We start from the raw sequence: 20,018 nt of genomic DNA on the forward strand, positions 1-20,018 counted from the left end.
GCATGATGCGAGGCGTGACCAGACGCCTGATGCTGCTCGACACCGCTTCCCTCTACTTCCGGGCCTACTTCGGGGTCCCCGACTCGGTGAAGGCCCCGGACGGCACGCCCGTGAACGCCGTGCGCGGGCTGCTCGACTTCGTCGACCGGCTGGTCAGGGACCACCGCCCCGACGATCTGGTGGCCTGCATGGACGCGGACTGGCGCCCGCAGTGGCGGGTCGACCTGATCCCCTCGTACAAGGCGCATCGCGTCGCCGTGGAGACCGAGGCCGGCCGGCCGGACGAGGAGGAGGTGCCGGACACGCTCTCCCCGCAGGTGCCGGTCATCGAGGAGGTCCTCGACGCGCTGGGCATCGCCCGCGTGGGGGTCGAGGGGTACGAGGCGGACGATGTGATCGGCACCTTCACCGGCCGCGCCGACGGCCCGGTCGACATCGTCACCGGCGACCGCGACCTCTACCAACTCGTCGACGACAAGCGAGGAGTGCGCGTCCTGTATCCCCTCAAGGGTGTGGGCACGCTCCAGCTCACCGACGAGACCTGGCTGCGTGAGAAGTACGGGGTCGACGGCGGCGGATACGCGGATCTGGCGCTGCTGCGCGGCGACCCGAGCGACGGCCTGCCGGGGGTGCCGGGGATCGGCGAGAAGACGGCCGCCAAGCTGCTCGACCAGTTCGGCGACCTGGCCGGAATCATGGCGGCGGTCGACGATCCGAAGGCGAAGCTGACACCTTCTCAGCGCAAGCGGCTCGACGAGTCGCGGCCGTACGTCGCGGTCGCGCCCAAGGTCGTACGGGTCGCCGGTGACGTTCCCCTGCCGGACGTCGACACGGCGCTGCCGCACGCGCCGCGCGATCCGGCCGTGCTGGAGACACTGGCCGCGCGTTGGGGTCTGGGCGGGTCGCTGCAGCGGTTGCTCACCACGCTCGGCGAGTGAACGGGAGCAGGCGGAAGTGACGTTCTCACTCAGAAGAGTGAGATTCTCAATTTAGGGTAGCCTTACCCATAGCGGGACTCGACTCCGGCCACCGCGCGAGTCGAGCCCTGGTGTGGGGGGCTCATGGGCTTTTCACACAGGGGGTGTTAACTAGGAGAGAGATGCTAACTTAGGTAAGCCTAAGCGAGTGAACGAGGAGGCCGTCATGGCAGAGCGTCCGGCACGCAGGTCCAGGAAGCCGCACTTCGCGCACGTCGTGCGGACCGAGCGGTTGACCCCGCACATGCAGCGTGTCGTGCTGGGCGGCGAGGGCCTCGCCGAGTTCACCGCGGGCACCAGCACCGACCACTATGTGAAGCTGCTGTTCGCCCCGGAGGGTGTCACCTACCCCGAGCCCTTCGACGTCGAGCGGATCCGCGAGGAACTCCCGCGCGAGCAGTGGCCGGTGACCCGGACGTACACCGTGCGTGCCTGGGACCCCGAACTGCGCGAGCTGACGCTCGACTTCGTGGTGCACGGCGACGAGGGACTGGCCGGACCGTGGGCGGCGCACGTCCAGCCGGGCGAGGTCGTCCGCTTCATGGGGCCGGGTGGCGCCTACGCGCCCGACGCTAGCGCCGACTGGCATCTGCTCGCCGGTGACGAGAGCGCGCTGCCCGCGATCAGCGCCGCTCTGGAGGCACTGCCGGAGGGCGCCGTGGCCCGCGCCTTCGTGGAGATCTCCGGGCGCGAGGAGCAGCAGAAGATCGACTCCGACGTGGAGGTCGTCTGGCTGCACCGCGGGGACCGGCCGCTCGGCGAGGCCCTGGTGGAGGCCGTCCGCGACCTCGACTTCCCGGCGGGCCGGGTGCACGCGTTCGTGCACGGCGAGGCGGGCTTCGTGAAGGAGCTGCGCCGGCTGCTGCGGGTCGAGCGCGAGATCCCGCGCGAGGACCTGTCGATCTCCGGCTACTGGCGTCTCGGTCACAACGAGGACGGCTGGCAGGCCTCCAAGCGGGACTGGAACGCGCAGGTGGAGGCGGAGCAGGAGGCGACCGCGTCGGCCGCCTCCTGACTCCCGTCCCCTCGCGTCACTCCGGACGCCACCCCCGGCCCCTCGGGGTCACACGGAACGCTGGTACGACCTGAACGTACGGATCGACAGCCACACCGCCGCCACGGCCAGCGCGAGCAGCCCGCCCGAGCGGCCGAGCACGACACCCCAGTCGGGATGCTCGGACATCGCCGAACGCCCCGCCACCATGGCCCAGTTGAGCGGATTGAAGTCGGCGATGTGCCGCATCCAGCCGGGCATCTGGGACGGGGCCATGAAGGCCGAGGAGAGGAAGGTCAGCGGCAGCAGCAGGAACGTGTTGATGCCGATGATCGACTCCCGCTCCCGGACCAGCATGCCCAGTGCGTTGGACAGCGCTCCGAAGATCGTGCCGAGCAGTACCGAGGCGACGATCAGGATCGCGATACCGCCGATGCCGCCCGGGTAGTCCGCGCCGCCCAGCAGGCCGAGCAGCACGATGATGACCGACTGCAGGGCGGTGATCAGGCCGTTGTTGACGACGTTGCCGTTCATCAGGGCGGCCCGGCTGACGGGCGTGGTCAGGAAGCGGTTGAGCGTGCCGCGCTGGATCTCGTCGAGCGTGCCCATGCCCGCCCACATGTTGGAGCTGAGCGCGCTCATCACGACCACGCCCGGGACGAGGTAGTCCAGATACGAGGTGGTGCCGAAGCCTCCGAGTTCGACGACCTTCTTGAAGAGGTTGCCGAACAGGAACAGCCAGATCACCGGCTGGATCAGGGTGATGATCGCGTAGGCGGGCTGACGTGCGAACACCATCAGCTGACGCTGGGTCATGTACCAGGTCTGGGAGACGGCTGTGCTCATCGGACACCTCCGGCGAGGACGAGGTTCTCGGCGCCTTCCGCTTCCGCCTCCGCGTAACGACGGCCCGCGTAACGGAGGTAGACGTCGTCGAGCGAGGGGCGGGCGACGGTCGCGGCGGCGACCCCGACCCCGGCCCGCTCCAGCACGCCGAGCAGGGCGGGCATCGCGGCGGCCCCGTCATCGGCGCGGACACTGACACGGCGGCCGTCGAACAGCGCCTCGCGCACACCCGGCAGCCCGGTGAGGGCGCCGTTCAGCAGCGTACGACCGGCGTCTCCCAGGGCTTCGCGCAGTTCCACGTGGACGGCGTCACCGCGGAGTTCACCCTTCAGGGCGTCGGGGGTGCCCTCGACCACGACACAGCCGCGGTCGACGATCGCGATGCGCTCGGCGAGCCGGTCGGCCTCCTCCAGGTAGTGCGTGGTGAGCAGGATGGTCAGCCCCTCGTCGCCGGCGAGGCGGGCGATCTCGTCCCACATCGCGGTGCGCGCCTCGGGGTCGAGTCCGGTGGTGGGCTCGTCGAGGAAGAGCACCTCGGGGCGGTGGACGAGACCGAGCGCGACGTCGAGCCGGCGCCGCATGCCGCCCGAGTAGCCCTTGACCGGGCGCTGCGCCGCGTCGGCGAGCTTGAAGCGGTCGAGCAGTTCGTCCACCCGGCGGTTCAGCCCGGCACCCTTCAAGCCGTAGAGCCTGCCCTGGAGTTGGAGGTTCTCCCGGCCGGTGGCCACCGGGTCGGCGCCGGAGTTCTGGGCGACCACGCCGATCGCGCGGCGCACCCGGTCCGGATGGCGCAGCACGTCGTGCCCGGCCACGGTGGCGGTGCCCGAGTCGGGACGGGCCAGGGTGGTGAGGATCTTGACGGTGGTGGACTTGCCGGCGCCGTTCGGGCCGAGCAGGCCGAAGACGGTGCCGGTCTCGACGGTGACGTCCATGCCGCTGAGCGCGGTGACGTCACCCGGGTAGGTCTTGATCAGCTGACGCGCCTCGACCGCGGGCGCACGGGTACTGCTCATGACGACTGCTCTCCTGTGTGAGCGGTGATCTCGGGTGGGTATGCCGAGCCGATCCGCGTGAAGAGCGCCGGGCTATCCTGGGTGTGCCGCACCTCGATGGCCCGGAGCTGCCTCACGGCGGGTTCGGTTCGGGGTTCGAGACCCCGGCGGAGCTGCTGCAACAGCGCTGCCGGGGTCTTTTCTCTGTTCGGCTACGGCCTTTCGGCCTCACCGGCTTCCAGCTTCAGGTACTCCTCGGGGACCTCCCCCGTCTCGCTGAAGGACCGCCACTCGTTGACGCCGGGAAACGTGCCCGCCGTGACCTCCGCCAGGAAGCCGCGGACCCATGCGGCCTCCGCGTCGATCATGTGCAGCTTGAACTCGGACTCGATCAGGAAGAGCCGGGGCAGCGTCTCGTGGAGCTTCTCCAGGCCGCCGCGCAGACTCGCGGCCCGCACCTCCAGCATGCTGAGCCGCTCTCCCAACAGGCGTGCCACCTCGTCGGGATGGAGCACGCCCATCAGTGAGAGCGCGGCCTCGAAGATCGGATACTCCTCCGCCGGGACGGCGAGCAGGTCCGACAGCCACTCCGTGGCCTCCGCACGTCCGGCGTCGGTGATGCCGTACAGCGTGCGCTCGGGGCGGTTGCCCTGTCGCTGCACCTCCGCGACCTCGACGAAGCCGTGCTTCTCCAGGTTCTGCACGACGGTGTAGAGCGAGCCATAGTTGATCTTCAGGCTGGTGTCCTTGCCCCGTCGGCGCAGGGTCTGGGCGATCTCGTACGGATGCATCGGCTTCTCGGTGAGCAGCACCATGACCGCGAGCGCCAGCGGATTGCTCAGCTTCCGGCGTTTCGTCGCCATAATGACCTCACCTCGTCTCCGAATATCCGTGGACGAACATATCGCGTATGTGCGGCGAGCGTCAATACACACGATGTATCGCGATTCCCCACGGGAGGCAAGGGCGTGAGGACTTAGGCCCGGCCCCGACACGGCCGTGTCATGCGAGCGAAACAGGCACTCCCTAATTTCTGTCACCCGACAGGAATCCGGCTCACGCCGTCCAGCACGCCCACCCCGCCCACCCTTCCGCGCCGAAGGCAGGTGCCGCCGTGACCACCACCGCCCCCTCCGACGTACGCCCCGACCCTCCGGAGTCCTCCGGCGACCGCTCCCTGGCCGAGTTCGGCTACCGCCAGGAGCTGCACCGCAGCCTCGGCCGGTACGCCTCGTTCGCCGCAGGCTTCTCCTTCATCTCCGTCCTGACGACCGTCTTCCAGTTCTTCGCCTTCGGGTACGCGTTCGGCGGCCCCGTCTTCTTCTGGACCTGGCCGGCCGTGCTGGTGGGCCAGTTGGCGGTCGCCGCCTGCTTCGCGGAGCTGGCCGCGCGCTATCCGATCTCGGGCGCGATCTACCAGTGGTCCTCGCGCCTGTCGAACCTCTCCTTCGGCTGGTTCGCCGGGTGGATCATGGTGATCGGGCAGATCGTGGTGGTCGCGGCGGCGGCGCTCGCGCTGCAGATGGTGCTGCCCGCGATCTGGTCCGGCTTCCAGCTGGTCGGCAGCGATCCGGCTCCCACCAGTCCCGACGGCGCGGCCAACGCGGCGGTCCTCGGCGTGATCCTCCTCGTGCTGACCACACTGGTGAACGTCATCGACAACCGGGTGATGTCGATGATCAACCGGATCGGTGTCACCGCCGAGATCATCGGCGCCGTCCTGATCATCGTGCTCCTGCTCACCCACTCCGAGCGCTCCCCCGGCATCACCTTCCACACCGGCCAGGGCAGCACCGGCCTGTTCGGGGCACTGATGGTGGGCTCGTTCATGGCCGCGTACGTCATGATCGGCTTCGACAGCGCCGGTGAGATGAGCGAGGAGACCCACAATCCGCGCCGCACCGCGCCCCGCACGATCCTCACCGCGCTCGGCGCCGCGGGTCTGCTCGGCGGACTGATCGTGCTCGGCGGACTGCTCGCCGCGCCCAGCCTCACCGACGGCCGTCTCGGCGTCGACGGTCTGAGCTACGTCCTGACCAGTAGCCTCGGCGACGGGGTCGGCCGCGCGCTGCTGGCCGACGTCGTGGTGGCCATCGCGGTGGCGACCCTGGCGATCCAGACCGCCGCCTGCCGCATGCTCTTCTCGATGGCCCGCGACCACCAGCTCCCCTTCTCCCGCCGCCTCTGCGCGGTCAACCCGCGCACCGGCATGCCGAACGCTCCCGCCCTGGTCGTCGGCGTCCTGGCCGCCGCTCTGCTGCTGCTCAACTTCGCTTCCCCGGACGCCTTCCTGGCGATCGGCACGACCTGCATCGTGATGCTGTACCTGGCGTACGCGATGGTGACCGGTCCGCTGCTGGTCCGCCGGCTGCGCGGGCAGTTCACCGCCGACGGCACCGACGAGAGGGGTGCCCCGCTCTTCTCGCTGGGCCGCTGGGGCGTCCCCGTCAACGCGATCGCCCTCGTCTACGGCCTCTTCATGACCGTCAACCTCGCCTGGCCGCGCGCGGCGGTGTACGACCCGGCCGGCGGGCACTGGTACTTCCAGTGGTTCACGGTGCTGTTCCTGGGCCTGACGCTGGTCGCGGGCGCCGCCTACCGGGCCTACCGGGCGAGGACACCGGTGCCCGGGACTCCCGAGGTGGTCCCGGCCTCGTACGCCTGAAGCCCTCCCCCGCCCGAGCCTCGTACGCTTGACCAGGTGAGACGCAGACCCCGGATCCCGCCCTCCCCCCTCCCGCAGCGCGAGGGAGTCGACCCCGTGCGGATCAGGCTGCCGCGGGACGGGGAGTGGGCCACCGTGCGGGAGCATCTGGTGGAGCGGCTCCCGGCGGGGGCCGGGGTGATCGACGGGATGCTCGGGGACGGGCTGATCGTCGGCGCCGACGGGCGTCCGGTGGCGCCCGACGCGGCGTACGAGCCGGGGATGTTCGTGTGGTTCCACCGGGAGCTGCCCGACGAGGTACCGGTGCCGTTCGCCCTCGACGTGGTGTATCGCGACGAGCACATCGTCGTAGCCGACAAGCCGCACTTCCTCGCCACCACCCCGCGCGGAAGCCATGTCGCCGAGACCGCGCTGGCCCGGCTGCGGCGGGAGCTCGGCCTGCCGGCGATCGGCGCCGCGCACCGGCTGGACCGCCTCACCGCCGGGCTCGTGCTGTTCACCGTGCGGCCCGAGGAGCGCGGCGCCTACCAGACGCTGTTCCGCGACCGGCTGGTCCGCAAGGAGTACGAGGCGGTGGCCCCGTACGACGCGGGGCTCGCGCTGCCCCGGACGGTCACCAGCCGGATCGTGAAGGAGCGCGGGGTGCTGGCCGCGCGCGAGGTGGCGGGCGAGCCGAACGCCCTCACCGAGGTCGAACTCACCGGCCACCGCGACGGACTGGGGCGCTACCGCCTGCTGCCGCGCACCGGGCAGACCCATCAACTGCGGGTGCACATGAACACGCTGGGCGTGCCGATCCTCGGCGATCCGCTCTACCCGGACGTGACCGGCCCCGTGCCGGCCGGCGAGTTCCGGCGTCCGCTCCAACTGCTCGCGCGGGTGCTGGAGTTCACCGATCCGGTCACGGGGCACGCGCACCGGTTCGTCAGTGGGCGGGCACTGCGGGCCTGGTCCTCGTACGACGACTGGGCCCGGGAGGCGTGATCGTCGGCGGCCGGGCTCAGTAGCCGCGCCACCAGCGCAGGAAGCGTTGCCAGGCACCGAGTCGGCGCACGGGTTCCGGTGTCGGCGGCAGGGCGGGCGGTGCCACGGGCGCCGGGGCGGGCGCCGCGGCCAGCTCGTCCGTCGTGACCTCCAGGCTCGGCCGCTGCCGCGGGAGGGGGGTGATGGAGGGCACGTCCTCGACGTCCTGGGGCGCCTGCGGTGCGAAGTACACCGGAAGCTCCACCAGGTGGCGCGAGGACATCGACGAGCGCCAGCGCAACTCGTCCTCGTCGCCCTCGAGTTCGACGTCGGGCAGTCGGATCAGCAGTGCCTCGACCCCGACGTCCGCGATGGCACGGCCGATGTCCTGGCCCGGGCACTCGTGGGGGCCGCCGCCGAAGGCGAGGTGGGCGCGGTTGCCCATCATGTTGGCCTTGAGGTCGGGACGCACCTTGGGGTCGATGTTGCCCGGCGCGATCCCCAGGATCAGACCGTCGCCCCGGAGGATCTGCCGGCCGCCCAACTCCGTGTCCTGCTTGGCGAAGTAGCCGAGGACCGCGCTGAACGGCGGCTCGTCCCACAGGGACTGCTCGACCGCCTGGGGCACCGTCATCTGGCCGCCGTTCAGCTGGGCGCGGAAGCGCGGGTCGGTGAGCACCACGCGCAGCACGTTGGCGAGCAGGTTGGCTGTGGCCTCGTACGCGGCGAGCAGCACCAGACGCAGATGCTGGGAGACCTCGTCGTCGCTGAGCTGGGCCGGGTGGTTGATCAGGACGCTGGTGAAGTCCCCGGTGGTCTCGGCCCTGCGCCGGGCGGTGTGCCGGATCAGGATGTTCATGACGTACTCGTTGCTGGCGATCGCGGTCTCGGTGCCCCTGAGCAGGTCGCGGGTGGCCTGCACCAGCCGGTCGTCGTACTCGTCGGGCATGCCGAGGATCTCGCACAGCACGGCCATCGGCAGGTGCTCGGCGAACTGGCTGACCAGGTCGGCCCGGCCCTTCTCGCAGAACCGGTTGACGAGCAGTTGGGTCGCGCGGTTGATGTGCCGCCGGATGGTGCGGTGGTTGATGGTCGACATGGCACCGATGACCGCGCCGCGCAGCCGCAGGTGTTCGTCGCCCTCGGCGTGGGAACAGATCGGCTGCCAGGCGATGTGCGGAGCCAGGGGATGGGTGGGGCCGGCCGTGCCGTCCTGGACGGCCTTCCACAGCCGGCTGTCCCGGGAGAAGTGTGTGGGGGTGCTGACCAGGTGCAGGTTCTCGGCGTGGCCGAGCACCACCCAGATCGGCACGTCGTTGTGGAGCAGGACGGGGGCGACCGCACCGTGCTCCTGACGGAGTTTCTCGTACAGGTCTCCCAGGTCGTCCGCCTCGGGGCCGTAGAGCCGGTGCAGCCCGCCGGGACCGAGGCCGTGGGCGGGGCAGCCGGGCGGCGGGGCGAGCGTACGGTCGTCCGTACCGGCCGGGTAGTGGGATTCAGACGTCACGGTGATCGCTCCGAAACTGAAGTGGATCCGGTGTCTTGGGGGTGTCCCGGTTGTTGGGGGTGTCCGGGTTCTTGGGGATGGTCCGGTGTCTTGGGACGGGCGTGGTGGCCGCCGCGGGCATCAGGTGCGTGCCTGGCTCATCGTGAGCGAGTAGAGGAAGTGCATCAGCGTCATCAGGACGTCCCGGCTGGAGGCCCGGCGGCGCGCGTCGCACTGCACGATCGGGATGTCCTCGGACAGGTCGAGCGCGGCGCGCAGGTCCTCGATCGGATAACTGGGCGCGTCCGGGAAGGTGTTCATGGCGACGACGAAGGGCACACCGCGCTCCTCCAGACGGCCGATCACGTCGAAGCTGACTTCCAGCCGACGGGTGTCGATCAGCACGACCGCGCCGAGCGCGCCTTCGAAGAGGCCGTTCCACAGGAACCAGAAGCGCTCCTGGCCGGGGGTGCCGAAGAGGTAGAGCACCAGCCGTTCCGTGATGCTGATGCGGCCGAAGTCCATGGCGACGGTGGTCGCGGTCTTGGTCTCCGAGCCGTAGTTGTCGTCGATGCCGATGCCGGCCTGCGTCATGGTCTCCTCGGTGGTCAGCGGTTTGATCTCGCTGACGGCACCCACCATGGTCGTCTTGCCGACTCCGAACCCGCCCACGATCACGATCTTCACGGCGGCTTGCGCCGTGTGCGGCAGATGGTCCTCGGCGCGCGGGCCGGTGATCGTCTCAGAGCTTTTGAAGTCCATGCATCACCGCTTCGAGGAGGGAACGGTCGGGGAGCGCCGAGCGAACGATCGGGGCGCGTGCCTGCACCAGTTCGGCCGCCAGCAGCTCGGTGAGCAGGACGGTCACCACGCTGAACGGCAGATTGAGATAGGCCGAGAGCTCGGCCACGGACAGAGGGGCCTGGCAGAGCCGGAGCAGCGCCGACTGCTCCGGCTGGGTGGTGGGTGTCGGCGCGTCGGCGTGCGCCACGATTAAGGTGACCAGGTCCAGGTCGGCCCGCTCGCCCGCCTCGCCCCCACCGGTGAGCAGATACAGGCGCCCGGGATTCTTGGGGTCCTCTTCCTCACCGTCTTCCTCACCCTCTTGGGGAGGCCGCTCCCGGGGAGGCTCGGTGAACTCTTCCTTGGGGTATCGCCGTCGGCGTTGCGGAGGAGTCATACGGTCTGCCCGTTGCGCCTCGGCGGACTGGTCAGATGGGCGCCGATCCGGGCGACGAGGTCGCTCATGCGGTTGCTCATGAGGCCGGGCTCCGCGATCTGGTTGGCGAGGACCGCGAGATAGGCGTTGGCCCCGGCGGACATCAGATAGAAGTAGCCTCCGTCGATCTCGATGAGGACCATCTTCATCGTGCCGTCGCTGCTGGGAACCTCGCCCGCGACCGCCGCGGCCAGGCTCTGCAGGCCCGCGCACGCCGCGGCGACGCGGTCGGCGGCGTCCGGGTTGCCGCCGTAGCGTGCGATGCGCAGTCCGTCGGCGGAGAGCACCACGATCTGCTGGATTCCTGGTACACCGTCAGCGAGATCCCTGAGCATCCAGTCGAAGTTGTCCCGCTGATGGATCACTTGAGGTCCCCCTCGTCGTCGGCCTCCGCGGCCGCCTGGTTCTTCCTGGTGAACGCGTCGGGGTCCGGGTCACGCTTGAGGCCCTCCCAGAACGCCTCGACCCAGTGCCCCGGTGGCTTCTCCTTCTCCTTCTCCTTCTCCTGCTTCTTCGGGGCGGCGGGGACCGTGCCCCAGGAGGGCGCCGCGGCGGCGGCCGCCGCTTCCTCGGCGGCGAGCCGGGCGGCCTCGGCATACCGCTCCCTGAGCGGGATCTTGACCCGGCTGCGCCGCTGCGGCAGGCCGTTGGGTGTCCACTCGGTGACCAGGGGGGCGTCGTCGTCCCTGGACCCGTCTTCCTGCTCGGGGAGGCGGGGTCCGGTGGTCGGGCGGCGCTTCTTCGGCTTGCGGTTGGGGCCCTCGACCCCGTCGGTGTCCATGGTCGCGGTGGAGTTCGCGCCGATGCCGTGGGCGAGGGAGGCCGCGGGGTCCTTGGTGAGCATGTTGCTCGGCACCACGACGACCGCGCGGACACCGCCGTAGGCGGACTGGCGGAGCGCGATCGCCATGTCGTACATCTTCGAGAGCCGGCCGACGACGGAGATGCCCAGCCGGGGGGCCTCGCCGAGGACCTGGAGGTCGGTGCCGGCCGCGGCCTGCCGGAGCAGTTCCTCCATCTTGCCGCGGGCCTCGTCGCTGAAACTGACGCCCGAGTCCTCGATCTCGATGGCGACACCGGTCTGCACCTTGAGTGCGGTCAGGTGCACCTTGCTGTTCGGCGGCGAATAACGCGTCGCGTTGTCGAGGAGTTCGGCGACCGCGTGGATGACCGGTTCGACGTGGATGCCGTTGACGTTGACGTCGGCGATCGAGTGCAGCTCGATGCGCCGGTACTCGAGGATCCGGGACATCGCGCCGCGCATCACGCTGAACAACGGAACCGGCTTGGGCCAGTTGCGGCCCGGGCGGCCGCCGCCGAGCACCGCGATGGAGTCGGCGAGGCGGCCGATCAGCGCGGTGCCGTGGTCGATGCGCAGCAGGTCGTCGAAGACCTCGGGGTTGCGCCCGTGGTCCTCCTCCATCTCGCGGAGTTCCTTGTTCTGCTGATGGACGATCGCCTGCACGCGGCGGGCGATGTTGACGAAGGAGCGGTGCGAGGAGTCGAGCAGCAGCTTCTCGGTGTCCAGCAGTTGGAGGACGGTGCCCAGCAGGTCCCGTTCCACCTCGGAGATCTGCGGCAGGCTGGGGTCGTCGTCGCCGAAGCGGTGTGCCACGCCGTCGGGGTTCATGCCGCGGTTCATGCGCCGGATCGCGGCGGGCAGGACTTCGTGGTGGAAGCGCACGATGTCCTGGTCGTGGGCGGCGATGCGCTGTTCCAGGTACGCGGTACGGCTGGCCAGTTCGGCGCGCACGGCACGGATGACGCGGCCACGGCGTACGGCTTCGGCGGCGACCGCGATCACCAGCAGCGTCGCGATACCGCCGCACCAGCCGACGGCGGCCCGGGCCGGGCCCGTCACCAAGGCGACGGCGGCCCCGGTCACCGCGGCCATCAGTATGGCCGGCGGCAACAGCACGCGCGCGTAGGGAAGTTCACGGCCACCGGGAGGCGATTGAACACTCACCATGTATGCCCTCTGAGACAAATCGGCTGGGGTAGGGGGGAGTTCGTGGGGAAACTGCGTGGTCAAACCGAATCTTCGGAACTTTTGGGAACAAGCGCACGATTACATCTCAACTCGGTGCGCTGCGGGCGAGCTTAGTCCGACCGGATCATCGCCGTGTCATATTCAGCAACCGCCTGAAATCGCCCGCGTGGCAGGAGTACTCTCGGCCATTTACACGCTCAGGCTTCGTTCGCACACGGTGAGTAGCGACGCACTGGCATGCGAAAACCGCACCTCCACAGGGCGGTACGTCAGATTCCGGCGATCCGCAGCGCCGCGTCGGCGGTTGCTTCGGCGAAGGCGGACACGGGCCGCTCGGGATCGGACCGGTGCACGAGGATCACCCCTTCGATGAGGCCGAACAGCAGATCCGTGCGCAGGTCGAGTTCACTCTTGACGAGCGCGCCACCCGCCGTGGTCGCGGCCAGCAACTGCCGGTAGGTGTCCTTCAGCTCGGCCCGTACGGCGTGGAAGCCGGCGAAGCGCTCGGCGCGCACCTCGGGCAGCAGATACAGCCCGCCCAGGTTGTGCGGGCCCCCGCAGAGCAGCTCCACGTCGGTGCGGCACAGCTCCCACAGCCGCTTCTCGGGCGGGGCCGCGTCATCGGCGAGGAGCTCCCGGGCGAAGGCGAGCGAGGGTGTGACGGTCGACTCCAGGAGCTCGGCGAGCAGCTCCTCCTTGCCGGAGACGTAGTGGTACATCGACGCCTGGCGCATCCCGGCCCGCTCGGCGACGGCGCGGGTGGTCGTCGCGGCGTACCCGTGCGTCGTGAACAACTCGGCGGCGGCGTCGAGCAGTTCGTCCCGCGGCGACAGCCCGCTGTCCGGCCGCTGCGCAGCCCGGGGCCGCCCGACCCGTCGCCCACCACCACTTCCCATACGTTCGATCCTCGCACACGCCACCACCCCCAAGACGCCCGAGAAACCGCACGCCCGGCCACACACGACCCGCACCCTCAAGCCCACAGAGCGCCCCCCGAACCCACGGAGCGCCCCGTGAGGGGTCGGTAACCGTCCGGCAACACTCGGGACACGGCCCCGACCCTCCCCGCCCCTAATTTCTGTCGAGCGACAGAAATCACCCAGGAGCCGGAGGACTCGCGATGGCGACAGCGACCACTTACGGAGCCCGTGCCCACGCCCGGGCGCAAGAGGGCTCCCGCACGGAGGCCATGCCCGTCGTCCCGGCGAGCGCCTGGCCCGCGCCGCCCTGCGAGGCGGGCCACCTGGTGTGGGCGGAGACGGTGGCGGCCGGCAACTACACGCACAAGGTGCTGGCCCGCGGCACGGAACTCAGGCTCACCGACGTCAGGGGCGACGCCTGCGCACACCTGCTCCTGTACGCCGCCGGCCGCCCCTGGGAACGCCTGAACGTGGCGGACACGGTCAAGGTCCAGTGGAACGCCTACCTCGGCGAGGGGCAGCTGCTCCTCTCCGACCAGGGCCGCGTCCTCGCCTCCCTGGTCGCCGACACCTCCGGCCGCCACGACACGCTCTGCGGCACCTCCACCCTCGTACGCAACACCCGGCGCTACGGCGACGGAACCCCGCAGTCCGCCTCCCCCGCCGGCCGCGAACTCTTCAAGCTGGCCGCCGCCAAGAACGGCCTCGAACCCCGCGACCTGCCACCCTCGCTCTCCTTCTTCCAGGGCGTGGAGGTCCGCGACGACGGCTCGCTGGACTTCTCCGGTTCCGCGGGCCCCGGCGGCAGCGTGACGCTCCGCGCCGAACAGGACGTGACCGTGCTGATCGCGAACGTGCCGCACCCCGCCGACCCCCGTACGGAGTACGTCAGCACGCCCCTGGAGGTCCTCGCCTGGCGCGCGGCCGCGACCGCGCCAGGCGACGCGCTGTGGGAGGCCACGCCCGAGGGCCGCCGCGCCTTCCTGAACACCGCCGAGTTCCTCGCCGCGAGGGGGATCGCATGAAGACCGTGGTTTTGGCCCGGGCCGCCTGGTCCGCCGTCGTCCGCACCGGAGAGACGCTCACCGTCACCGACCTGCACGGCAACCAGGCCGTCGACTTCCTGGTGTACGACGCCCACGACACGACCGTCCGCTACAGCGCACCCGACACGATCCACGCGCAGGGCAACCTCTTCCTCACCACCGGCAGCGTGCTGATGTCCAACGAGCACACCCCGCTGATGACCGTGGTCGCGGACGAGGTCGGCCGGCACGACACGGTCGGCGGCGCCTGCTCCAAGGAGTCGAACACCCTGCGGTACGGCCACCACACCTGGTCCCAGCACGCCTGTGTGGACAACTTCCTCGCGGAGGGCGCCAAGTACGGCCTCGGCAAGCGCGATCTCGTCTCGAACATCAACTGGTACATGAACGTGCCGGTCGAGAAGGACGGCACTCTCGGCATCGTCGACGGCATCTCGGCCCCGGGGCTCACACTGACCCTGCGCGCCGAGTGCGACGTCCTCGTGCTGGTCTCCAACTGCCCCCAGATCAACAACCCCTGCAACGGCTTCGAGCCGACCGCGGTGGAAATGACCATCGAGGCGAGCGGGGCGACGGAATGACCTTCGACACCCTGCTGGTCGCCAACCGCGGCGAGATCGCGGTACGGATCATCCGCACGGCCCGCGAACTCGGTCTGCGCACGGTCGCCGTGTACTCCGACGCCGACCGCTCCGCGCCCCACGTCCGGCTCGCCGACGAGGCGGTACGGCTGGGGCCCGCGCCCGCGAAGGAGTCCTATCTCGACGCCGACCTCGTTCTGAAGGCGGCCAAGGACACCGGGGCCGGGGCGATCCACCCCGGGTACGGCTTCCTGTCCGAGGACGCGGCCTTCGCGCGGCGCTGCGAGGACGCCGGGATCGTGTTCGTGGGTCCGACGCCGGAGCAGCTGGAGCTGTTCGGGGCGAAGCACACGGCGCGGGCGGCGGCGGAGGCGGCCGGGGTGCCGCTCGCGCCGGGCACGGGACTTCTCGCCGGTCTCACCGAGGCTCTGGAGGCGGCCGCCCGCATCGGCTATCCCGTCATGCTGAAGGCCACCGGCGGTGGCGGCGGCATCGGTATGTCGGCATGTCACTCCGCCGACGAACTGACCGGGGCGTGGGAGCGGGTCCAGCGCGTCGCCGCGGCCTCCTTCTCCTCCGCCGGGGTCTTCCTGGAGCGGCTGGTCGAGCACGCCCGCCATGTCGAGGTGCAGGTCTTCGGTGACGGCCGGGGCCGGGTCGTCACCTTCGGCGACCGGGACTGCTCGCTCCAGCGCCGCAACCAGAAGGTGCTGGAGGAGGCCCCGGCACCGGGCCTGCCGCCCTCTGTCCGCGCCCGACTCGCCGCTGCCGCACGAGACTTGTGTGCCGCGGTCGGATACCGCTCGGCCGGAACCGTCGAGTTCGTCTACGACGCCGCCCGCGAGGAGGCCTACTTCCTGGAGGTCAACACCCGCCTCCAGGTGGAGCATCCGGTCACCGAGGAGATCTACGGCGTCGACCTCGTCGCCTGGATGCTGCGGCTCGCGCGCGGGGAGTCGGAGGTCGTCCGCGATCCGGGGGTGCCGCGCGGTCACGCCGTCGAGGCCCGGGTGTACGCCGAGGACCCCTCGCGCGACCACCGGCCGAGCGCGGGCCTGCTCACGCGGGTCGAGTTCCCCGGCGGCGTCCGCGTGGACGGCTGGGTGGAGACGGGCACCGAGGTGACCACGTCGTACGACCCGATGCTCGCGAAGGTCATCGCGTACGGCCCGGACCGGGCGCACGCGCTGGAACGCCTCGACGAGGCGCTGGCCAGGACCCGGGTGGACGGTATCGAGACGAACCTGGGGCTGGTGCGGGCCGCGCTCGCCGAACCGTCCTTCCGGCGGGCGACGCACTCGACGGCGACGCTGGCCGAAGTCAGCGATCCCACGCAGCGCATCGAGGTCGTCTCCGGCGGGACCCTCACCACGGTCCAGGACTGGCCGGGCCGCACCGGCCACTGGCAGGTGGGCGTGCCCCCGTGCGGTCCGATGGACGACCTCTCCTTCCGGCTCGGCAACCGCGCCCTCGGCAACCACGAGGGGGCGCCCGGTCTGGAGTGCACCCTCCAGGGGCCGACCCTGCGCTTCACCCACGCCACGACGGTCTGCGTCACGGGCGCACCGGCGCGGGTCACCGTGGACGGCGCGGCGGTCGCGCAGTGGGAACCGGTGACGGTACCGGCGGGGGCCCTGCTGGAGGTCGGCTCCCCCGCCGAACACGGCCTGCGCACCTACGTGCTCTTCGCGGGCGGGGGCCTGGACGTGCCGGCGTTCCTCGGCAGCGCGTCCACGTTCACGCTGGGCCGATTCGGCGGGCACGGGGGCCGCGCCCTGCGCACGGGCGACGTACTGCACGGCGGCTCGGCGTCGGATCGCGGGGCGCCGGTACCGGTCGGCGACCGCCCGGTGTTCTCCTCCACCTGGCGGGTCGGCGCGCTCGAAGGCCCGCACGCCGCACCGGAGTTCTTCACCGAGGACGACATCCACGACTTCTACGCCGCCGACTGGAAGGTCCACTTCAACTCGGCGCGCACGGGCGTACGGCTGATCGGCCCGAAGCCCCGCTGGGCGCGCACGGACGGCGGCGAGGCGGGCCTGCACCCGTCCAACATCCACGACACGCCGTACTCGGTCGGCGCCGTCGACTACACCGGCGACATGCCGGTGCTGCTCGGCCCGGACGGCCCCTCGCTCGGCGGCTTCGTCTGCCCGGCGACGGTCGTCAGCACGGAACGCTGGAAGCTCGGCCAGTTCCGCCCGGGTGACACCGTGCGCTTCGCACCGCTGGCCGACGACGGCTCGCCGCGGCCCGCGATCGTCGACGGCGGGGTGCTCGCGCGGGACGGCGACGTGACGTACCGCCGCAGCGGCGACGACAACCTGCTGGTCGAATTCGGTCCCATGCACCTGGACCTGGCGCTGCGCATGCGGGTCCACGCGCTGATGGAGGCCGTGGCCGAGGCCGCGCTCGACGGCGTCACGGACCTGACCCCCGGCATCCGCTCCCTGCAGATCCGGACGGACCCCGGCAGGCTTGCGCAACGCGAACTCCTCACCCTGGTGCGGGAGACGGTCCGCACGCTCCCCCCGAGCGACCAGCTGGTCGTCCCCTCCCGCACGGTGCACCTCCCCCTCTCCTGGGACGACCCCGCGACCCGCGAGGCGATCGCCCGCTATATGGCGGGCGTCCGCGACGACGCGCCCTGGTGCCCGTGGAACATCGAGTTCATCCGCCGCGTGAACGGCCTCGACTCGGTGGACGACGTGTACCGCACGGTGTTCGACGCGGAGTACCTCGTCCTGGGCCTGGGCGACGTCTACCTCGGCGCACCGGTGGCCACCCCCCTGGACCCGCGCCACCGCCTGGTGACCACCAAGTACAACCCGGCGCGCACCTGGACCGCCGAGAACTCGGTCGGCATCGGCGGCGCCTACCTCTGCGTCTACGGCATGGAGGGCCCCGGCGGCTACCAGTTCGTCGGCCGTACGACCCAGGTGTGGTCGGGGTGGCAGCAGCGCGGCGCGTTCGAGCCGGGCTCGCCCTGGCTGCTGCGCTTCTTCGACCGCATCAAGTGGTACGCCGTCGAGCCCGACGAGCTCCTCGACCTGCGCGCCGACATCATCTCGGGCCGTTTCGTGCCCCGGATCGAGGAGGGCGTCTTCTCACTCGCCGAGTACGAGGCCTTCCTCGCCACCCACTCCACGTCCATCGCGGAGTTCCGGGCCAGGCAGGGCGCCGCGTTCTCCGCCGAGCGGGACGCCTGGGAGGAGGCGGGCGAGTTCGACCGCGCGGACGCCGCGTCCACGCCCGCGGCGCCCGCCGCCGAGGCGACCGTCCCCCCGGGCGGCCGTCTGATCGAGGCCGAGTTCGCTGCCTCCGTATGGCAGCTGAACGTCAAGCCGGGCGACCGGGTGACGACCGGCCAGCCCCTGCTGGCGCTGGAGGCGATGAAGATGGAGTCCAGGGTGCCCGCCCCGATGGACGGAGTGGTCCGACAAGTCCTCACCAAGCCCGGCGCCCAGGTGGAAGCGGGCACAGTACTGGTGGTCCTGGCACCGGTGAACTGAAAACCCGCCGGTGGTCTGTGGGCAGGCGTTCCGCGAGGGGCGGAACGGGTGGGCACAGACCACCCACCGGCCCGCGCCCGAAGAGCAAGGAGCTACCCATGTCCGCCCTGACCCGAGTCCGTCTGGCCTACGCCCGTATCGAAACCGTCGACCGTCCCGAGATCTGGATCGACCTCCGCCCCCAGGCAGAGGTCGAGAAGGAAGCCCAGGCCATCGACGCCCGCCTCGCCGCGGGCGAGCACCTCCCCCTCGCCGGCAAGCTCCTCGCCGCGAAGGGCAACATCGACGTGGCCGGCCTGAAGACCACCGCGGGCTGCCCGGCCTACGCGTACACCCCGGAGGGCGACGCCCCCGCGGTCGCCCGCCTGCGCACGGCGGGCGCACTCGTCCTCGGCACCACGAACCTCGACCAGTTCGCCACCGGCCTGGTCGGCACCCGCTCCCCGTACGGCGCCGTACGGGGAGCCCTGGACCCGGGCAGGATCAGCGGCGGCTCCAGCTCGGGATCGGCCGTGGCCGTGGCCCTCGGCATCGTCGACCTGGCCCTCGGCACCGACACGGCCGGCTCCGGACGCGTCCCCGCCGCCTTCAACGGCATCGTCGGCCTCAAGCCCACCCGCGGCCTGGTCCCGGCCACCGGTGTCGTCCCGGCCTGCGCCTCACTCGACTGCGTGAGCGTGTTCGCCCGTACGCTCCCGGAGGCCGAACAGGCCCTGGCGTACCTGGCGTCCCCCTCCGGACGTGAACTCCCCGCACTCCCCCAACGGGCCCCCGGCCCCTGGCGCGTCGCCGTCCCCCCGACGACCCAGCTCGGCGAACTCGACGAGGGCTGGGCTCAGGCGTTCGAGGCCGCCGTGGAGCAGTTCGTCGCGGCCGGGGCCGAGGTGCGCACGCTCGACCTCACCCCGTTCACCGAGGCGGCGGCGATGCTCTATGAGGGAGCGTTCGTCGCCGAGCGTTACACGGCGGTGGGAAGCTTTGTCGACAAGTTGATCAGCGAGGGGGGTGCGGGTCTCGACCCGACCGTCGCCGGGATCATCACCCGCGCCCGGGACATCCCGGCCCACCAGCTCTTCGCCGACCAGGACCGGCTGGCGGCCCTGCGCACCCGGGCCCTCGCCGAACTCGGCGACGCGGACGCCCTGTTGCTGCCGACCGCACCCGGCCACCCCACACTCGCGGAGGTCGCGGCCGACCCGCTCGGCACCAACGCCCGGCTGGGCCGCTTCACCAACTCCACGAACCTCTTCGACCTGGCGGCGGTCGCCGTCCCGGCCGGTCTCACGCCCGCCGCTCTGCCCTTCGGCGTGATGCTGATCGGCCCGGCGTTCACCGACGAACGCCTCGCCCGGATCGCCGCGCTGCTCCAGCCGGTGCTGCGGATCGCGGTGGTCGGCGCCCACCTGTCCGGCCAGCCGCTGAACCCCCAGCTCCTGTCCCTGGGCGCGGAGTGGGAACGTACGACCACGACGGCACCCGCCTACCGGCTGCACGCGCTGTCCACCACCCCGCCCAAGCCGGGCCTGGTCCACGTCGGCGAGAGCGCCGGAGCCGGCATCGAGGCCGAGGTGTGGCGACTGCCCGCGGCGGGCCTCGGCCGGCTGCTCGCCGACCTGCCCCGGCCGATGGCACTGGGCCGGGTCGAACTGGCCGACGGCACCCACGTGCCCGGCTTCCTGTGCGAGCCCGCGGCGCTCGAAGGCGCCGAGGACATCACGGAGTACGGCGGCTGGCGCGGCTACCTCCGCAACCGCGCCTGACCTCACGGCCGTGACCGGGCCGGAAAGCAGCCGAGTCACGATGCGGCAACACACATCGCCTGCCGGA

General features: G+C 71.0%; 17 protein-coding genes. 8 read left to right on the top strand and 9 right to left on the bottom strand.

From position 1 onward, the window contains the following. The first annotated feature begins 5 nt into the window (after window positions 1–5). On the top strand, window positions 6–938 hold the full coding sequence (locus tag ACZ69M_RS19705) for a 5'-3' exonuclease (RefSeq protein ID WP_470051715.1): 933 nt from the start codon (window positions 6–8) through the stop codon (window positions 936–938). Between the two features lie 205 nt (window positions 939–1,143). Next, window positions 1,144–1,992 (top strand): siderophore-interacting protein, encoded by an 849-nt coding sequence (locus tag ACZ69M_RS19710; RefSeq protein WP_470051368.1) that lies wholly within the window; start codon window positions 1,144–1,146, stop codon window positions 1,990–1,992. Window positions 1,993–2,040: 48 nt separating this feature from the next. Here ACZ69M_RS19710 and ACZ69M_RS19715 read toward each other — a convergent pair whose 3' ends face one another. The 3 genes from ACZ69M_RS19715 to ACZ69M_RS19725 all read right to left on the bottom strand — a co-directional run bounded on the left by ACZ69M_RS19715 (window position 2,041) and on the right by ACZ69M_RS19725 (window position 4,672). Further along, window positions 2,041–2,817, bottom strand: coding sequence for an ABC transporter permease (locus ACZ69M_RS19715; protein WP_470051370.1), 777 nt, complete (start codon window positions 2,815–2,817; stop codon window positions 2,041–2,043). Then, complete coding sequence (locus ACZ69M_RS19720; protein ID WP_470051372.1) at window positions 2,814–3,830, bottom strand: ATP-binding cassette domain-containing protein; 1,017 nt, start codon at window positions 3,828–3,830, stop codon at window positions 2,814–2,816. The genes ACZ69M_RS19715 and ACZ69M_RS19720 overlap by 4 nt, the downstream gene beginning before the upstream one ends. 191 nt (window positions 3,831–4,021) lie before the next feature. Then, window positions 4,022–4,672, bottom strand: coding sequence for a PadR family transcriptional regulator (locus tag ACZ69M_RS19725; RefSeq protein WP_470051373.1), 651 nt, complete (start codon window positions 4,670–4,672; stop codon window positions 4,022–4,024). Between the two features lie 251 nt (window positions 4,673–4,923). On the opposite strand from ACZ69M_RS19725, the gene ACZ69M_RS19730 reads away from it, so the two are divergent. Both ACZ69M_RS19730 and ACZ69M_RS19735 read left to right on the top strand, forming a co-directional pair. Continuing rightward, on the top strand, window positions 4,924–6,474 hold the full coding sequence (locus ACZ69M_RS19730) for an amino acid permease (protein WP_470051375.1): 1,551 nt from the start codon (window positions 4,924–4,926) through the stop codon (window positions 6,472–6,474). 36 nt (window positions 6,475–6,510) lie between these two features. Further along, window positions 6,511–7,458, top strand: coding sequence for an RluA family pseudouridine synthase (locus ACZ69M_RS19735; RefSeq protein ID WP_470051377.1), 948 nt, complete (start codon window positions 6,511–6,513; stop codon window positions 7,456–7,458). A gap of 16 nt (window positions 7,459–7,474) precedes the next feature. Here the strand turns inward: ACZ69M_RS19735 and ACZ69M_RS19740 are convergent, their stop codons facing one another. The 6 genes from ACZ69M_RS19740 to ACZ69M_RS19765 all read right to left on the bottom strand — a co-directional run bounded on the left by ACZ69M_RS19740 (window position 7,475) and on the right by ACZ69M_RS19765 (window position 13,028). Further along, a complete protein-coding gene (locus tag ACZ69M_RS19740) occupies window positions 7,475–8,944 on the bottom strand; it encodes a cytochrome P450 (protein WP_470051379.1) in 1,470 nt (489 codons plus the stop codon). A gap of 120 nt (window positions 8,945–9,064) precedes the next feature. Further along, on the bottom strand, window positions 9,065–9,685 hold the full coding sequence (locus ACZ69M_RS19745) for a GTP-binding protein (protein ID WP_075027673.1): 621 nt from the start codon (window positions 9,683–9,685) through the stop codon (window positions 9,065–9,067). Continuing rightward, the gene (locus tag ACZ69M_RS19750) at window positions 9,666–10,103 is read right to left on the bottom strand and encodes a DUF742 domain-containing protein (protein WP_352048007.1); all 438 of its coding nucleotides are present in this window, start codon (window positions 10,101–10,103) and stop codon (window positions 9,666–9,668) included. The genes ACZ69M_RS19745 and ACZ69M_RS19750 overlap by 20 nt, the downstream gene beginning before the upstream one ends. Beyond that, complete coding sequence (locus ACZ69M_RS19755) at window positions 10,100–10,507, bottom strand: roadblock/LC7 domain-containing protein (RefSeq protein WP_352048008.1); 408 nt, start codon at window positions 10,505–10,507, stop codon at window positions 10,100–10,102. Before ACZ69M_RS19755 ends, ACZ69M_RS19750 begins: the two co-directional genes overlap by 4 nt. Continuing rightward, on the bottom strand, window positions 10,504–12,111 hold the full coding sequence (locus tag ACZ69M_RS19760) for an ATP-binding protein (protein ID WP_470051382.1): 1,608 nt from the start codon (window positions 12,109–12,111) through the stop codon (window positions 10,504–10,506). The genes ACZ69M_RS19755 and ACZ69M_RS19760 overlap by 4 nt, the downstream gene beginning before the upstream one ends. 290 nt (window positions 12,112–12,401) lie before the next feature. Then, window positions 12,402–13,028 carry a TetR/AcrR family transcriptional regulator gene (locus ACZ69M_RS19765; protein WP_470051384.1) on the bottom strand — a complete coding sequence of 209 codons (627 nt, stop codon included), beginning with the start codon at window positions 13,026–13,028 and terminating at the stop codon, window positions 12,402–12,404. Between the two features lie 224 nt (window positions 13,029–13,252). Between ACZ69M_RS19765 and ACZ69M_RS19770 the strand changes: the two genes are divergently transcribed. From ACZ69M_RS19770 to atzF, 4 genes are all read left to right on the top strand, one after another. After that, window positions 13,253–14,077: an urea amidolyase associated protein UAAP1 gene (locus tag ACZ69M_RS19770; protein ID WP_470051386.1), complete on the top strand. Its 825-nt coding sequence runs from the start codon at window positions 13,253–13,255 to the stop codon at window positions 14,075–14,077. Further along, on the top strand, window positions 14,074–14,679 hold the full coding sequence (locus ACZ69M_RS19775) for an urea amidolyase associated protein UAAP2 (RefSeq protein ID WP_403397643.1): 606 nt from the start codon (window positions 14,074–14,076) through the stop codon (window positions 14,677–14,679). The genes ACZ69M_RS19770 and ACZ69M_RS19775 overlap by 4 nt, the downstream gene beginning before the upstream one ends. Continuing rightward, window positions 14,676–18,191 (top strand): 5-oxoprolinase/urea amidolyase family protein, encoded by a 3,516-nt coding sequence (locus tag ACZ69M_RS19780; RefSeq protein WP_470051388.1) that lies wholly within the window; start codon window positions 14,676–14,678, stop codon window positions 18,189–18,191. Before ACZ69M_RS19775 ends, ACZ69M_RS19780 begins: the two co-directional genes overlap by 4 nt. Window positions 18,192–18,289: 98 nt before the next feature. Continuing rightward, window positions 18,290–19,951, top strand: a complete 1,662-nt coding sequence (atzF, locus tag ACZ69M_RS19785; RefSeq protein WP_470051389.1) for an allophanate hydrolase — start codon at window positions 18,290–18,292, stop codon at window positions 19,949–19,951. The last annotated feature ends 67 nt before the right edge of the window (window positions 19,952–20,018 follow it).

The organism is Streptomyces sp. NPDC107454, assembly GCF_055582885.1.

What these genes read in the sequence shown, in the direction of transcription:
- ACZ69M_RS19705 (WP_470051715.1), top strand. Translation starts at nt 6, where the DNA reads ATGCGAGGCGTGACCAGACGCCTGATGCTGCTCGACACCGCTTCCCTC.
- ACZ69M_RS19710 (WP_470051368.1), top strand. Translation starts at nt 1,144, where the DNA reads ATGGCAGAGCGTCCGGCACGCAGGTCCAGGAAGCCGCACTTCGCGCAC.
- ACZ69M_RS19715 (WP_470051370.1), bottom strand. Translation starts at nt 2,817, where the DNA reads ATGAGCACAGCCGTCTCCCAGACCTGGTACATGACCCAGCGTCAGCTG.
- ACZ69M_RS19720 (WP_470051372.1), bottom strand. Translation starts at nt 3,830, where the DNA reads ATGAGCAGTACCCGTGCGCCCGCGGTCGAGGCGCGTCAGCTGATCAAG.
- ACZ69M_RS19725 (WP_470051373.1), bottom strand. Translation starts at nt 4,672, where the DNA reads ATGGCGACGAAACGCCGGAAGCTGAGCAATCCGCTGGCGCTCGCGGTC.
- ACZ69M_RS19745 (WP_075027673.1), bottom strand. Translation starts at nt 9,685, where the DNA reads ATGGACTTCAAAAGCTCTGAGACGATCACCGGCCCGCGCGCCGAGGAC.
- ACZ69M_RS19750 (WP_352048007.1), bottom strand. Translation starts at nt 10,103, where the DNA reads ATGACTCCTCCGCAACGCCGACGGCGATACCCCAAGGAAGAGTTCACC.
- ACZ69M_RS19760 (WP_470051382.1), bottom strand. Translation starts at nt 12,111, where the DNA reads ATGGTGAGTGTTCAATCGCCTCCCGGTGGCCGTGAACTTCCCTACGCG.
- ACZ69M_RS19765 (WP_470051384.1), bottom strand. Translation starts at nt 13,028, where the DNA reads ATGGGAAGTGGTGGTGGGCGACGGGTCGGGCGGCCCCGGGCTGCGCAG.
- ACZ69M_RS19770 (WP_470051386.1), top strand. Translation starts at nt 13,253, where the DNA reads ATGGCGACAGCGACCACTTACGGAGCCCGTGCCCACGCCCGGGCGCAA.
- ACZ69M_RS19775 (WP_403397643.1), top strand. Translation starts at nt 14,074, where the DNA reads ATGAAGACCGTGGTTTTGGCCCGGGCCGCCTGGTCCGCCGTCGTCCGC.
- ACZ69M_RS19780 (WP_470051388.1), top strand. Translation starts at nt 14,676, where the DNA reads ATGACCTTCGACACCCTGCTGGTCGCCAACCGCGGCGAGATCGCGGTA.
- atzF (WP_470051389.1), top strand. Translation starts at nt 18,290, where the DNA reads ATGTCCGCCCTGACCCGAGTCCGTCTGGCCTACGCCCGTATCGAAACC.